Origin of the sequence: Rhodomicrobium lacus (genome assembly GCF_003992725.1) — a bacterium.
Lineage (GTDB): Bacteria > Pseudomonadota > Alphaproteobacteria > Rhizobiales > Rhodomicrobiaceae > Rhodomicrobium > Rhodomicrobium lacus.
This window is the reverse complement of sequence record NZ_RZNF01000012.1, coordinates 957809-971433: the sequence shown is the minus strand read 5'-3', so window position 1 is coordinate 971433 and position 13625 is coordinate 957809. Positions and strand designations below refer to the sequence as shown.

Here is a 13625-nt window from a genome sequence, read left to right as displayed (position 1 = left end):
AGGTTTAAATACTCAGAAAACCTTAGCTTGCACCCAGATGTTTCTCTGGATATCTTATGGGGCTGACGTTGGAAATTTGGGAGAATGTCAAAAGGATATGCAAAACGACCATCGCGACGTCTTCGGTTCAGACTGTCGCTATTCTGCAATCGAAGCGTTCGATGACGGCGCCAGCGCCGTCGAAAAGCGACAGCGGCTGCTGCCGAAGGTGGGCATTCTGGAAAAGCCTCTCGTTCCGGTCGCTCCCGCGCCACGAACGGCTCCGACCCTCTCCGAGATCCCGCCAAAATTGATGCTGATGGCGATCTTCCAGGGCAGCCAGCGCTTCCGTATCGACCACCAGGACTTCGTTTTTCAAAGTGGCGCCGGCGCTGAACCGGTACGTGCGATGATGATAAACCTGACGCGGCCGAGTGTTCTCGGCCACTTCGGCAGTTCTCCGGGAATGAGGAAAATTCAGATCTCATGCCCGCCGGACTGGCTGGACGGTCTCTATCTCGAAGAGACGGAAGGTTCGCCGCCGTTGCATGACTTCCTTTCGAGGCATTTGTCGCATTTTGCCTGGACGCCGAGCCGCCAATTCGTCTGGGCGGCGCGCGAGCTTCTGGAACCGGCAGTTTCGCGTCCCGAGCTTTGCCGCCTCAACAGGCACGCGCGCGCGCTCGACATGCTGCGCTTCGCGTTCGATGCGCTGCTCGCGGAGCGGGGAGCGGATGATCCTCTGCCTTCGCTGAGCGCCGCGAGACAGGGCCGCCGCGTGCGCGACTTCATCATCGCCAACCTCTCGGAAAATCTCACGATCGAACAGATCGCCCGTGAAACAGGGGCAAGCGCCAGCACCGTGCAGCGTGCCTTCAAGGCTCATTTCGGTATCACGGTGCAGGCCTTCATCCGCCAGAGGAAACTCGAACTCGCGAAGACGGCGCTCTGCCGCGAAGGCATCACCATCGCGGAGGCGGCTTACATCGCGGGCTATTCCAACGCGTCGAACTTCACCTGCGCCTTCAAGCGAACCTACGGCTTCCCGCCCGGGCGCACCGCGCGCATGAATTCCTGAAGGCTTATTCGTAATAGAGGGCGATCCGCCGTCCTGCCACCGCATGGACCTGGATTTCCATCCCGTAGATACCGCGGAGCATATCTTCGCGGATCACTTCGTCCACCGAGCCGGCGACGGCAAGCTTGCCATCCTTCAGCGCGACGATGAAATCCGAGTACCACGACGCGAAATTGATGTCGTGAAGCACGAGGACGACGGTCTTGCCGAGATCGCGCGTCGCTTGACGCAGCGTTTTCATCATCGACTGCGCATGCTTCATGTCAAGGTTGTTGAGCGGCTCGTCCAGAAGCACATAATCCGTGTCCTGACACAATACCATGGCGACGAACGCGCGCTGCCTCTGGCCACCCGAAAGCTCGTCGAGATAGCGGTCGGCCAGCGCGCCGAGATCGAGATAGGAAAGCGCGCGCTCGACGTGGCGCTTGTCGTCCAGCGTCGGGCGCCCTTTCGAATAGGGAAAGCGGCCGAAGGTGACGAGGTCGCGGACGCTGAGCCGCGCTGACAGGTGGTTGTCCTGCCGGAGGATGGCCAGTCGCCGCGCGATCACATCCGACGCCGTGGTGGTGACGTCGAGGCCGCCGACGGTGACGCTGCCGCCGTCCATTCTGAGGAGGCGGGCCAGCATCGAAAGCAAGGTGGATTTTCCCGCTCCGTTCGGACCGATGATCGATGTGATGCCACCCTTCGGGATCGTCACGCTCAGGCCATCGACCACCACCGCGTCGCCGTAGCGCTTCGTGACTTCGTTCGCGAGGATCATCTGATGGCCTTTCTCACGATGAGAATGATGAACGCTATGCCTCCGACGAACTCGATGATGACCGAAAGCGCCGTGTCGAAACCGAAGACGCGTTCTAGAATCGTCTGCCCGCCGACGAGGAAAATTATGCTGAGAAGAACAGCGGCCGGAATGAGCATCGCGTGGCGAGCGTTTCCGATCAGCGCATGCGCGAGGCTCGCGACGAGCAGCCCGAAGAAGGTGACGGGACCGACAAGCGCCGTGGACGCCGATACGAGAAGAGCCACCGCGATGAGAACGAGCGAAACCTCGCGCCGATAGTTGACACCGAGGCTTATCGCCATCGGTCGGCCGAGCGCGAGCACATCGAGACGCGGCAGCATCGGGATCACTACGGCAGAGACGACAGCGACGATCGCCGCCGAAACGCCGAGCAGCGTGGCATCGATGCGGTTGAAACTCGCAAAGAAGCTGTCTTGCAGGACCATGAACTCGTTCGGGTCGAGCAGCCGCTGCATGAGCGACGCGAGGCTCTTGAAGAAGACGCCGAAGATGATCCCCGCGAGCACCAGAAGGTGGAGGCTGCGTTCCTCGCCCGCGAACAGCCAGCGGAACAGCAGCCCGGAAAAGAGCGCCATGGCGACGGCGTTGAGTGCGAACACGGAATTATGGTCGAGCATGGCGACGGCCGCCGTCCCGAGCAGCGCGACAAGCATCGTCTGAATCAGGATGTAGAGCGCGTCGAAGCCCATGAGGGCAGGCGTGAGGATGCGGTTGTTGGTGACGGTCTGAAACAGCACCGTCGACAGTGCAATCGCCCATGCGACAAGCACCAGCCCCGCGAGCTTCAGGCCGCGAAACTTCAGCACGAAGTCCCAGTTGCCTTTCGCGCCAACGGTCATGAAGGCAACGATGGCCGCGACCGCCAGCGCGGCGAGCAGCAAAAGGACGGTGCGCGGCCGTGCGTTCCGGTCAGGCAGCATGCGAACGCTTCCGCAAAACGAGCCAAAGGAACATTGCACTGCCGACGACGCCGACGACGGTTCCAAGCGGAATTTCATAGGGCTCGCGGATGATGCGCCCGAGGATGTCGCACGAGAGGACGAAGATCGCGCCCAGCACGGCCACCCACGGCACCGCACGGCGCATGTTGTCGCCGACGGTGAGGCTTACGACGTTCGGGACGATGAGACCGAGGAACGGGATCATGCCAACCGTCACGACGACCGCCGATGTCACCATTGAGACGATCACAAGGCCGAGCGCCAGAACGCGCTTGTAATTGAGGCCGAGATTGGTGGTGAAGTCGCGCCCGAGCCCCGCCACGGTGAACCGGTCGGCGGCGATCCAGGCGACGGCGGCAAGCAGCCCGCCGACCCAGAGCAGTTCATATCGCCCGCGCAGAACGCCAGAGAAATCGCCCATGGTCCAGGCCAGCAGCGACTGCAGGAGATCGAAGCGGTAGGCGATGAAGGTAGCGACTGCGTGGATCACCCCGCCCAGCATGATGCCGAGAAGCGGCACCATCAGCGGATCGCGGAGGGGCACAAGCCGCAGGAGGCGCACAAACAGCAGCGTTCCCGCGAGCGCGAAAGCGGCCGCTACCAGCATTTTTCCCATCACGGGCAGGTCGGGCGCCATGATCGTGACGGTCAGCAAGCCGAGACTTGCGGCTTCCACCGTGCCGGATGTTGTCGGCTCGGCGAAGCGGTTGCGGATCATCATCTGCATGATGAGGCCGGCGATGGCCATGGACGCGCCCGCCAGTATGAGCGCCATTGTACGCGGAATGCGGCTGATCGCGAGAATGCGCGCCGCATGTCCGTCATCATGCCCCGAAAGTAGGGCCCATATGGGCATATGCGTCACCCCGACGAGGAGGCTCACACAGGCGAGCGCCAGCATCGCGACGATGGCTAAGAGGAGGGTGCGCATGCCGCGTTATTTCCGGTCGAGCGCGGCCTGAATCTGCGCGATCAGAATTGTCAGCGCCGTATAACCTCCCGGCGCGATATAGGCTGCCGACGGGTCGAGATAAACGATCTTGCCCAGCTTTGCCGCGCTCGTCTGCCGGACGAGTTCGTTGTCGAGCACGGCTGCCGCCGAACCGCCCCTGCTGGCGGTCCCGACAGCCGCGTCGCGGTCGATGACGAAGATCCAGTCCGGGTTTTTCTCAAGGATGTACTCGAACGACACCACGTCGCCGCCATGGAAGCGGTCGTCGATCTTGCTTTCTACCGTCTTGAAGCCGAGTTCGCGATGCAGCCAGCCTATGCGCGACGTCGGGCCGTATGCGCCCACCTTGCCGCCATTTGTGACGAGGATCAGAGCAGTTCCCGCACCTGTTGCACGCGCGCGTAACGCCGTCACCCGGGAATCGAGGTCGGCCACGAGGCGCGCGGCTTCGGCCTCCTTGCCGAAAATCGCGCCCACCTTTGCGATGTTGGCCTTCACGCTTTCCACGATCCTGTCCTGATCGAATGAGAGATCGACGGCGGGCACGAGCGCGGCCACGTCTTTCAGCTTGCCGCGCGAGCGCACGCCGACGATTGCGAGATCGGCACCGGCCGCGTTGATGGCTTCGAGATCCGGTTCGAACAAAGTTCCCATCCGGGCATATCGCGGATCGGCATACTTCCTGAGCCATGGCGGAAGGTTCGACCCCAGCACACCGGCGGGCTGCGCCCCGAGAGCATCCGCAATGTCGAGCGTGTTGATGTCGAGAACGAGCACCTTCTCGGGTCTTTTCGTCAGCACGGTTCGCCCTTGCGCGTGCTCGATAACGAATTCCGCCCGCGCGCCCGTTGAAGGGACCGAAACCGTCAATGCGACGGTCAGCATCAGGGCGACGTTAAGTATAATTTTTGCCAACACGGCGCGCGTCCTTTTCATCCCACCTTGCAAAGGGCGCATCGCTTTAACATGCGCAAAATCAAAGCGCCAGACGTGCCAAAGTAAAAAATACGAGACTTAGAATAATTATAACAAGCGGCGTAATTAGAATAATTATAAATCTCGTGCAATTGCGCCACGAATATTGTGCTTCCGTACCAAATTCTGATGAGAACCATTCATTGAGGCCCGGCTGGCTTGCCCGCCATCATGGTAATGCTGTATTCGTTCGGGGCATTGCCATTGCTGCGTTTCCGTCCGGAGGAGAGTCCGCTGCCTTGTCCCTTGCCAAATGGCGAACATCGGTGGCGTCGGGATCATTGAACCAAGGTTCGGGGGGCAGAGGTGGCGAAGCGCATCCATTGTCACCATCGAAAGACCGGCAATTCACATGACTGATTGCGTTCGGCTCGCGAAATCCATCCGGCTTTCCGCTGTCCTGCTGTTTGCGGCGCTCGCTCTCGATCCCGGCGCGAGGGTGCTGGCGCAGAACGCGCCTCCATCGCCCGCAGCACCGCCCTCGCATGCATCCGCTCATCCGGGCGACGAGCGCGGCTCGGCGCCTCTTTTGTCGGCCCAGGCCGCCGCGCAGCCGGAAGCCGCGCCGGCGCCCGGCACGCAAGCCGCACCGGTGGTGCAACGCTCCGATCTCCCGCGCGACCTGTCCCCCTGGGGCATGTTCATGGCAGCGGACAGCCTCGTTAAGGCGGTCATGATCGGCCTCGCGTTGGCTTCGCTGGCGACGTGGACAATCCTTCTCGCAAAGACGATCGAGCTTGCCGGGGCCCGGCGGAGCGCGCGACACACGCTCGACGCCGTTCGCGAGGCCCGGACGATGGCCGAAGCGCTTTCGGCCACGGAAAGGAACGGCGGTCCCGCAAGAGAAATGGTCTCCGCGGCAGCGCGCGAGGTGGCCCTGTCAGATGGTGCCATCGATCACGCGGGCGGCGAGGGACTGAAGCAGCGCGTGCAACTCATGCTTTCACGCATCGAGGCGTCGGCCGGGCGGCGCATCTCGCAAGGCACGGGCGTGCTCGCAACAATCGGCTCCATCGCGCCCTTCGTCGGCCTGTTCGGCACCGTATGGGGCATCATGAACAGCTTCGTCGGCATCTCGAAGGCTCAGACGACAAACCTCGCCGTCGTCGCGCCGGGTATCGCCGAAGCGCTCCTGGCTACAGCCATCGGGCTCGTTGCGGCGATCCCCGCCGTCATCGTCTACAACGGCTTCGTTCGGCGGATACAGGCCTACCGCGCGCTGCTCGGCGACGTGGCTGCTGGCTTATTGTGCCTCATCAGCCGCGATCTCGACTATCGCAAGGTGCCGTCGAGCCGCGTCGTGCGCTTCGGGCAGGCTGCGGAATAAGACCATGGCCGGAGGATTTCTGGATAATCATGGTAACGGCGACGAGTTGCCGGAGGCGAGCGAAATCAACGTCACGCCGATGATCGACGTGATGCTCGTGCTGCTCATCATCTTCATGGTGGCGGCGCCGCTCGCGACCGTCGATGTGAACGTGGACTTGCCTGCCTCCACGGCGAAGCCCGCGCAAAAACCTGAGAAGCCGCTGTATCTTACGCTCAAGGGCGATTTTACGCTCGCGCTCGGCAATGAGGCGATTTCTCGCGATGCGCTGGCCGGAGCGATCGACACCGCTGCGTCGGGCAACCGCGAGACGCGCATCTATCTCCGCGCGGACAAGGGCGTGCCCTATGGCGAGTTCATGGCCGTAATGAACGTGCTGCGCGATGCGGGCTACCTGAAGGTTGCGCTCGTCGGGCTCGAAACCGTAGGTGTGCCGCCGCCGTCCGCCCCGAGCGCCCCATGACGGCGTCTCGCTTTCGCGGCATCGACGACGCGTTGATGCGGCTTTCCGACAGATTGCTGGAGCGGAACGGCAACGGCGCCGCAGAGGTTGCACTTTGGGGATCCGCCTGCGCAACAGTTGCGGGGATTGCCGCGCTCGTCGGCCTCGGTCTTGCTCTACAGCCTGAGATTCAGGCGAACGCCGGACCGCCCCCCGCGCTCATGATCGATCTCTCCATCGATGCGGATGAAGCCGCCCGTACCGACATGACCGAAATCGGCAATGCGATGTTCGCCGCGCAGGAGGTTCAGAGCAACGCAATCGAGCCGGTGGAGAAGCCATCGGAAACGCCCGATTCCCTGCCGGACGAACCTGAAAAACCCGTCGAGAAAAAGCCCGACGAGCCGCCGGAGGAAATCAAGACGCCTCTGCCGCAGACGGAGAACGTCGAGGTTCCGCTTCCAACTGAAACGCCCAGGCCCGAACCGGTGAAAAAGTCGAATAAGCCCGCCCCTGCGTCGGTCGCCGCAATCGAGGCAGCGGCGGAGGTACAGAAGTCCGACCGGAGCGTTGCACGACAGTCCGGTGCGGGCTCATCCTCGGCCGTTGCCATCGCGACATGGGAAAGCCGGTTGATGACGCATCTCGGGCGAAACAAGCGCTACCCGGCCGATGCGCGCGCCAGAGGCGAAACGGGCACAGTCACGGTGACCTTCAGTCTCGATCCTTTCGGCAAGGTGCTTTCGGCTTCGCTGCAAAAACCCTCCGGACATCCAGACCTCGATGCGGAAGTGCTCGACCTCGTGCGGCGCGCTTCTCCGCTGCCCGTCCCTCCACCCGGCGCGCCGCTGACCATCACCGCGCCCGTGCGCTTCTCGATCAAATAGGATGGCCCGCTCCGTGGGGCTCCTGCGGGAGCGTCTCTCGCGCCTCCTCGTGGACATCGCTCCCCTGCGGGAGAGCCAGCCGTTCCGTATGCTGTTCTTTGCGCGGACCGCGTCGCTGCTCGTTTATGGCGTGCTCGGCGTTGCCGTCAGCCTGCAGGTTTTCGCGCTCACGCAATCGTCGTTTCATGTCGGAGCGGTCGGATTCGCGGCCGCAGGCGGAACCGCGCTCGGACTTCTTTTCGGCTCGCCGATGGCTGACCGCTACGACCGCAAGCCGCAGATGGTCTGGAGCAGGCTCGCGTTCCTCTGCACTGTACTTGCGCTGCTTGCGAACGCCTTGCTCGCCGAACCGCGCCTCTGGCTCATCTATCTGGCCGCGGGTCTGGGCGGGCTCGCAGGCGGCTTCAGCGCTCCCGCCCTGATGGCGGCGGCTCCGACGCTCATCGCGCGCGAGCACCTGGCTGCCGCAGGCGCGCTTACCGCCATTGGGATCGAAACCGGGGCGATTATCGGGCCGCCCGTCGCAGGTCTTCTCATCGCCGGGCCCGGATTCGCGTTCTGTTACGCCTTCGTCGCAATCGGCGCTTCGATTACGCCGGTCTTGCTGGCTCGCCTGCCGCCGCTGCCTCCGAAATCCGCGGACGATGGCGACCTTTACGGCCCTCGCATGCTCGATGCGCTCGTCTTCTTCAGAACGCACCCTGTTGTTGCGGGCTTGCTGGCGACGGATTTCCTGACATGTCTTTTTGTCGTCCCGCACGTTCTCATTCCACAACTCGCCCTCGATATTTTCGCAGGTGGAACGGCTTACGCGAGCCTCCTTTATACGGCGCCCGCCGTAGGCGGTCTGCTCGCAGCGCTGACGTCGGGATGGGCGCGCCATCTCCGGCAGCCTGGGCGGGTGCTGTTGATGCTGACGGCGTGCTGGGGACTTTGCGTTGCGGTTGCCGCGACGGCGCCAGACATCGGGTCCGCTTCGGCGCTTTTCGGCCTGATGGGCTTTTTTGGGGCGGCTGGCGAAATCCTGAGGGGTGCGCTGTTGCAGTGTCACGTGCCGGATCGGCTGAGAGGGCGCGTCTTCGGCCTCTGGCTCCTGCAATCCTCGGCGGCTCCGGCCATCGGCGGCTTCCAGACGGGGGCGGCCTCCCAGGCATTTTCTGTTTCGACCGTTCTGGCGGCCGGCGGCGCCGCTTCCATGGTTGCGACGATGGCTGTGCGCGCCGCTTTCCCCTCTCTGCTGAGCGCGAAGATTGGAAAAAACGCTCAGTTGCCGTCGCTTGCCGAAAGCGCGGCGCACCAACCCTGAGCAAATGCGAGCTTATGCACCGGTGCGCTTCCGGCGAGGCGTCCGATGCGAGCGCTGATCGCTCGGCTCGCGGTTCCCGGCGCTCGCCCGAACGGTCGCTTCGAACGACGCGCTCGCTTCGACGGCAGACGCTCGCACCTGATTGCCTCCCGTTTCATCGTGTCCGCGAGGCCACTTCGTCGAGATGGCGGCGGAGATCGGCAGGGTCTTCGTAGACTCGGAGCGCACCGGCGTTCTCAAGCTCGGCTTGCCCGTAGCCGCCGGAGAGAAGCCCCACGCCGAGCGCCCGGCATCGCGCGGCCGCGAGCATGTCCCAAATGCTGTCTCCCACAACGATTGCGCTCTCGATCGGCACTTCGAGCCGCCGCGCCGCTTCGATGAAGAGGTCCGGATCGGGCTTCGCAAATCGCACCTGATCGCGCGTCACCACGACGGCCTTCGCTGGATCGACGCCCAGTGCCGCGAGGTTCGGCGCGGCTGTCTCCATGCGCCCGCTGGTGGCGATGGCCCACGGAATGTCTGCATCTGTCAGACCGGCGAGAAGCTCGCGCGCGCCCGGCAGAGGAACGACGGACTTCGCCAGGCGCAGATATTCACGCGCGTGCCGCTCCCTGAGCCGCTGGACCTGATCGGGCGTCACCTCGCGGTCGATCTCGCGAAGAAGCTGGTTCGTGAAAAGGCCGCCGCTCATGCCGATCTTGCGATGGATGCGCCATACTGAAAGGCCGATGTTTTCCGCGCGCAGCGCCTCGTTCCAGGCGAGCACGTGCTGATACACGCTATCGACGAGCGTGCCGTCGAGATCGAACAGAAATGCGCTGCCGGTCATGGCTTCATCCTCCTGCGGCGGTCGGGGTCGTCGGCGCGAAGACGGAGGCGCCCGCGATCTTTCGGAGGCGGCGCGCCGCAAAGGCCGTTTGCCTGCGATCACCAGGCCAGCCAATTGGTTCCATCGCCCGGGTTGTCCTGACGAAAACGGGCGCTTCGCGAGGGGAGGCGGCGCGGCTGAGCGCGTTCGCCAGAAGCAAAAAAAAAGGAGCGCCGCGGCGGCGCTCCGGTCTGAGCGAACCTGCTGAGGCTTGATCAGCCCTTGCGGGCATATTCCTCGCGGGCGATCCACTTCTCAAGCTCCGCAACGTGCTCGGCTTCCTCTTTCACGAATTGCTTCGCTTCGGCGACGATGGCCGGGTCTTTCGACACATGGGCCACGGCGTAATAGAACTCGTAGCCACGCTTCTCGCCCTGAAGGGCGGCCTTCAGCGCATCGAGGCGCGACAGCGTCGGATCGCCAGCCCAAAGCGCTGTACGCTCCGGCGTCACATGGTCGGGCCAGACGTAGTCGGCGGGGATATGCAGGCTGGGGTCGATGGTGCCGGCGCGCTTCTGCGCTTCCGCCAGATGCAGGCGGGAGAACTCGGCAAGCTTGGCAAAAAGTTCGGCGACCTCTGTGTTGCCGACATCCGCCATGGACTTCGACAGCTGGTCGTAGTGGATCGCGGCGTCTTCCTCGACCTTCACCGCATATCCGAAAAACTCCTCAAGGCTGCGGATCTCGGTGCCGCCCTTGTAGACGCGCGCCGCTTTCGTGACGGCCGGACCCTTGGCGGGAACGGTCTCGTCGCCCACGAACGAAACGATGATGTCTTCGTCGCGCACGATATACTGGCATGCGAGGCGGAAGCGCGGTGCCACGTCGCTGGTTTCAGCGTTCTTGATTTCCTCGGCCGTGATCTTGCCGAGCTGGCGGAGCTGCTCCTTTTCCTTCTCAGTGAGCGAGATGGCGTGAGCGCGTTGCGAATCGAGCTGCTTCACCTCGATGAGACAGGAACCGCATTCGCCATCCTGGCAGTCAAACGGGATCGGGATCTTGTGCTCCTTGGCAACGGCGAGAATGGTCCCCCTATCGCCCGCTACAGCGTAAACCGTGACATCCTTTGCCAGGCTCGGGGAAGAAAATGTAATGTTCGCCATGGTATCTCCTTTTTTCGCGCCGGAGCACGAGACTGCAGTTCGTTGCCGGATTGCCCGACCTTGCGAGGCTTGAAATTACACTAAGTGTAAATTTACCGAAACCGTGGCTTTTGTCGCGCGAACATTTTTTTCAGGTCACGAACATTCTGCATAACTTCTGCTCAACTTGCCGAAAAAGAGTGCAGCTTTGAAAGCGGCGAGAAGAAAGGCGGCGTGCAAAAACTCTTTTCACGAAGGCAAAGCGCGCATACATTCCGCCGACCTCTAAAAAGGATGAAACCATGAGCTATAACGTCGCTGTCGTCGGCGCCACGGGCAATGTGGGCCGCGAAATGCTGAACATCCTCGACGAGCGCGAATTCCCGGTGAAAGAGGTTTTCGCGATTGCGTCGCGCCGCTCCGTCGGCGTGGAAGTTTCGTTCGGCGACAAAACGCTCAAATGCCACGATCTCGCGACGTTCGATTTCTCGCGCTGCGATTTCGCGCTGTTGTCCGCGGGCGGCGATGTCTCGAAGGAATGGGCGCCGAAGATCGCGAAGACCGGCTGCGTCGTCATCGATAATTCGAGCGCTTGGCGCTACGACATCGACGTGCCGCTGATCGTGCCGGAAGTGAACGCCGACGCGGTCGCCGGCTTCCGCAAGAAGAACATCATCGCGAACCCGAATTGCTCGACCGCTCAGCTCGTCGTGGCGCTGAAGCCGCTGCACGACGCCGCCACCATCAAGCGCGTCGTCGTCGACACCTATCAGTCCGTGTCCGGCGCGGGCAAGGAGGCGATGGACGAGCTGTGGAACCAGACGAAGGGCATCTTCGTCACCGACGCGCCCACGCCCGAGGTGTTTACGAAGCAGATCGCTTTCAACGTGATCCCGCACATCGACGTGTTCCTCGATGACGGCTTCACGAAGGAAGAGTGGAAGATGGTCGCGGAGACGAAAAAGATCCTCGATCCGAAGATCAAGCTCGTCGCCACCGCCGTGCGGGTGCCCGTGTTCGTCGGCCATTCAGAGGCGGTGCATATCGAGTTCGAGAACCCGATCTCCGCAAAGGAGGCGCGCGACATCCTGCGGGAAGCCCCGGGCTTGCTCGTTGTCGACAAGCGCGAGGACGGCGGCTACATCACGCCCGTCGAATGCGTCGGCGAGTTCGCGACCTATGTCAGCCGCATCCGCGAGGATCCGACGGTCGAGAACGGGCTGTCGCTCTGGGTGGTGTCCGACAACCTCCGCAAGGGGGCGGCGCTCAACACCGTGCAGATCGCGGAACTCATCATCAATCGCGGGCTCATCGAGAAGCGGGCGTAAGCACAGCCTTCAAGACACAGATCGCGGCCGGGTCTTTCGCCCGGCCGTTTTCATTCCGCCGATTTCAGCGGGCAAGCGCTTAACGCTTTATTAAAATCGGCGAAGCTTTGCCTTGCAAATGTCCAGAATGACCGGCTAGAGAGGCAGGACGGCCGCGAAAGCGCAGCCGGCATCCGCTTTGGATCAACGCCACTCGTCACGCTTGAAGGTCACCCATGGCGACACCGTTTGCCCTCAACCAGCCGAATTATTCCCCCGTCACGCCGAGCCGCAGCGTCCACTCCACCGGCGATTCCAATATTTCAAACGATCTAACGATCATCGGCGATGTGACCTCCACGGGCAGCGTGACGCTCGATGGCGTCATCGAGGGCAACATCTATTGCACCTCGCTCATCGTGACGGCGAACGGCCGCGTGAACGGCGGCATTATCGCCAATCAGGAAGTCACCGTCCAAGGCAAGGTGAACGGCACCATTCGCGGCCGCCGCGTCATGCTGCAATCATCCGCGAAGGTCGAAGGTGACATCTTCCATCAAGGCATCGGCATCGAAATGGGCACGCGTTACGACGGCACGCTGCGCTGGACCGAAGACGAGCGCTCATTCGACGAGCCCATCGCTCCGGCAAAGACGGGCGAGGCCGTGCTCGATCTCACGCCCTCGAACAGCGATGCCTTCACGCCCAACGACGGCGGCTATTGATCGGCTTACGTGCCGGGCACGAGCCACGCCGTGTGCGTTTCGTGCAGGCGCATCGCGTCCGCGAGCGTCGGGAGTGCCGTCTCGACGGCCTCCGGCACGGTAAAGGGCGCATTGAACAGGATCAATCCGCAGCCATTCAGGCTTAGCGCGCGGCCGCGCGGATAGATCAGCGTTTCCACACACCATGTGCGAGGCAGGCCGAGCGCGGCCGCCTCAGCCTTCAAGGCATCGGTCGGCGAAACCGCCTTGATCGGATACCACAGCAGGAAAACGCCGGTCGCCCAGCGCTTCTTCCATTCGCGCATCTGCCTGATGAGAGTTTCGAACTCGTTCTTTTCCTCGAACGGCGGGTCGATCAGCACGAGACCGCGCCGCTCCTTCGGCGGGATCGTCGCGCGAATGCACTCATAGGCATCCATGCCGGTCACGCGCGCGGCCGGAAATTCCGCCAGCGTGCCATGAAGCGCGTCGCGGGTGGAGGCGTGCAGTTCGTTCGCGATCAGCCTGTCCTGTCGCCGCAGCCGCCGCGCAAGCAGAAGCGGTGAACCGGGATAGAAGCCGTCCCCGACATCCTCGCGCACGAGCCGGAGATAGGGCTCCAGCGCCGCCACACGCTCGGCCATCCCGGCACCGGTCGCCGCGTTCATGAGGGCACCGATGCCTTTGGCCCACTCGCCCGTTTTCTCCGCATCGTCCGAACGCAGATCGTAAAGACCCGCGCCGCCATGCGCATCGACAAGGCAGAGCGGGTTTTCCTTCCGCAGCAGATAATCGATGCAGAAGGCCAGAACCGCGTGCTTGATGACGTCCGCAAAGTTTCCGGCATGAAAGACGTGGCGATAATTCATGACTGTCGGGCTGTCGTTGTTGCCGCTTCTTGCGTCGTCGGTTCGACGCGTCGAAAGCCGATGGGATTGGTCGATTTGTTCGGTTTCACGCAAGCCTGCCGAA

The 13625-nt window shown here is 62.7% G+C and carries 14 protein-coding genes; 7 read left to right on the top strand and 7 right to left on the bottom strand.

Translation table 11 applies throughout. The features are described 5' to 3' along the window. The first annotated feature begins 97 nt into the window (after positions 1-97). Positions 98-1057, top strand: a complete 960-nt coding sequence (locus tag EK416_RS14030; RefSeq protein WP_164730032.1) for a helix-turn-helix domain-containing protein — start codon at positions 98-100, stop codon at positions 1055-1057. A 4-nt stretch (positions 1058-1061) separates the two neighbouring features. Here EK416_RS14030 and EK416_RS14025 read toward each other — a convergent pair whose 3' ends face one another. From EK416_RS14025 to EK416_RS14010, 4 genes are read right to left on the bottom strand one after another with little or no spacing between them, the layout of a single operon-like run. Then, positions 1062-1820, bottom strand: coding sequence for an iron ABC transporter ATP-binding protein (locus EK416_RS14025; RefSeq protein ID WP_127078531.1), 759 nt, complete (start codon positions 1818-1820; stop codon positions 1062-1064). Beyond that, complete coding sequence (locus tag EK416_RS14020; RefSeq protein WP_127078529.1) at positions 1817-2782, bottom strand: iron chelate uptake ABC transporter family permease subunit; 966 nt, start codon at positions 2780-2782, stop codon at positions 1817-1819. The genes EK416_RS14025 and EK416_RS14020 overlap by 4 nt, the downstream gene beginning before the upstream one ends. Next, entirely contained in the window at positions 2772-3734 is a 963-nt protein-coding gene (locus tag EK416_RS14015) for an ABC transporter permease (RefSeq protein ID WP_127078527.1), read from the bottom strand. The genes EK416_RS14020 and EK416_RS14015 overlap by 11 nt, the downstream gene beginning before the upstream one ends. A 6-nt stretch (positions 3735-3740) precedes the next feature. Further along, positions 3741-4673 carry a siderophore ABC transporter substrate-binding protein gene (locus tag EK416_RS14010; protein WP_245434062.1) on the bottom strand — a complete coding sequence of 311 codons (933 nt, stop codon included), beginning with the start codon at positions 4671-4673 and terminating at the stop codon, positions 3741-3743. Positions 4674-5082: 409 nt separating this feature from the next. Between EK416_RS14010 and exbB the strand changes: the two genes are divergently transcribed. Genes exbB through EK416_RS13990 form a run of 4 tightly spaced genes read left to right on the top strand, consistent with a single transcriptional unit; the run spans position 5083 to position 8692 of the window. Next, on the top strand, positions 5083-6057 hold the full coding sequence (gene exbB / locus EK416_RS14005) for a tonB-system energizer ExbB (RefSeq protein ID WP_127078525.1): 975 nt from the start codon (positions 5083-5085) through the stop codon (positions 6055-6057). 4 nt (positions 6058-6061) lie between these two features. Beyond that, positions 6062-6520 carry a TonB system transport protein ExbD gene (exbD, locus tag EK416_RS14000; protein WP_127078523.1) on the top strand — a complete coding sequence of 153 codons (459 nt, stop codon included), beginning with the start codon at positions 6062-6064 and terminating at the stop codon, positions 6518-6520. Then, positions 6517-7386, top strand: coding sequence for an energy transducer TonB (locus EK416_RS13995; RefSeq protein WP_127078521.1), 870 nt, complete (start codon positions 6517-6519; stop codon positions 7384-7386). Before exbD ends, EK416_RS13995 begins: the two co-directional genes overlap by 4 nt. 1 nt (position 7387) lies before the next feature. After that, positions 7388-8692, top strand: a complete 1305-nt coding sequence (locus EK416_RS13990) for an MFS transporter (protein WP_127078519.1) — start codon at positions 7388-7390, stop codon at positions 8690-8692. A 154-nt stretch (positions 8693-8846) separates the two neighbouring features. Here EK416_RS13990 and EK416_RS13985 read toward each other — a convergent pair whose 3' ends face one another. Together EK416_RS13985 and EK416_RS13980 are read right to left on the bottom strand one after the other, a co-directional pair. After that, positions 8847-9521 (bottom strand): HAD family hydrolase, encoded by a 675-nt coding sequence (locus EK416_RS13985; RefSeq protein ID WP_127078517.1) that lies wholly within the window; start codon positions 9519-9521, stop codon positions 8847-8849. A 254-nt stretch (positions 9522-9775) separates the two neighbouring features. Continuing rightward, positions 9776-10663 carry a 2Fe-2S iron-sulfur cluster-binding protein gene (locus EK416_RS13980; RefSeq protein WP_127078515.1) on the bottom strand — a complete coding sequence of 296 codons (888 nt, stop codon included), beginning with the start codon at positions 10661-10663 and terminating at the stop codon, positions 9776-9778. 281 nt (positions 10664-10944) lie between these two features. Here EK416_RS13980 and EK416_RS13975 point away from each other — a divergent pair, with 281 nt between their 5' ends. Together EK416_RS13975 and EK416_RS13970 are read left to right on the top strand one after the other, a co-directional pair. Further along, the gene (locus EK416_RS13975) at positions 10945-11970 is read left to right on the top strand and encodes an aspartate-semialdehyde dehydrogenase (RefSeq protein ID WP_127078512.1); all 1026 of its coding nucleotides are present in this window, start codon (positions 10945-10947) and stop codon (positions 11968-11970) included. Positions 11971-12185: 215 nt separating this feature from the next. Further along, positions 12186-12674 carry a bactofilin family protein gene (locus EK416_RS13970; protein ID WP_127078510.1) on the top strand — a complete coding sequence of 163 codons (489 nt, stop codon included), beginning with the start codon at positions 12186-12188 and terminating at the stop codon, positions 12672-12674. A 5-nt stretch (positions 12675-12679) separates the two neighbouring features. Here the strand turns inward: EK416_RS13970 and EK416_RS13965 are convergent, their stop codons facing one another. After that, on the bottom strand, positions 12680-13522 hold the full coding sequence (locus EK416_RS13965; protein ID WP_127078508.1) for a 23S rRNA (adenine(2030)-N(6))-methyltransferase RlmJ: 843 nt from the start codon (positions 13520-13522) through the stop codon (positions 12680-12682). Positions 13523-13625 lie beyond the last annotated feature (103 nt).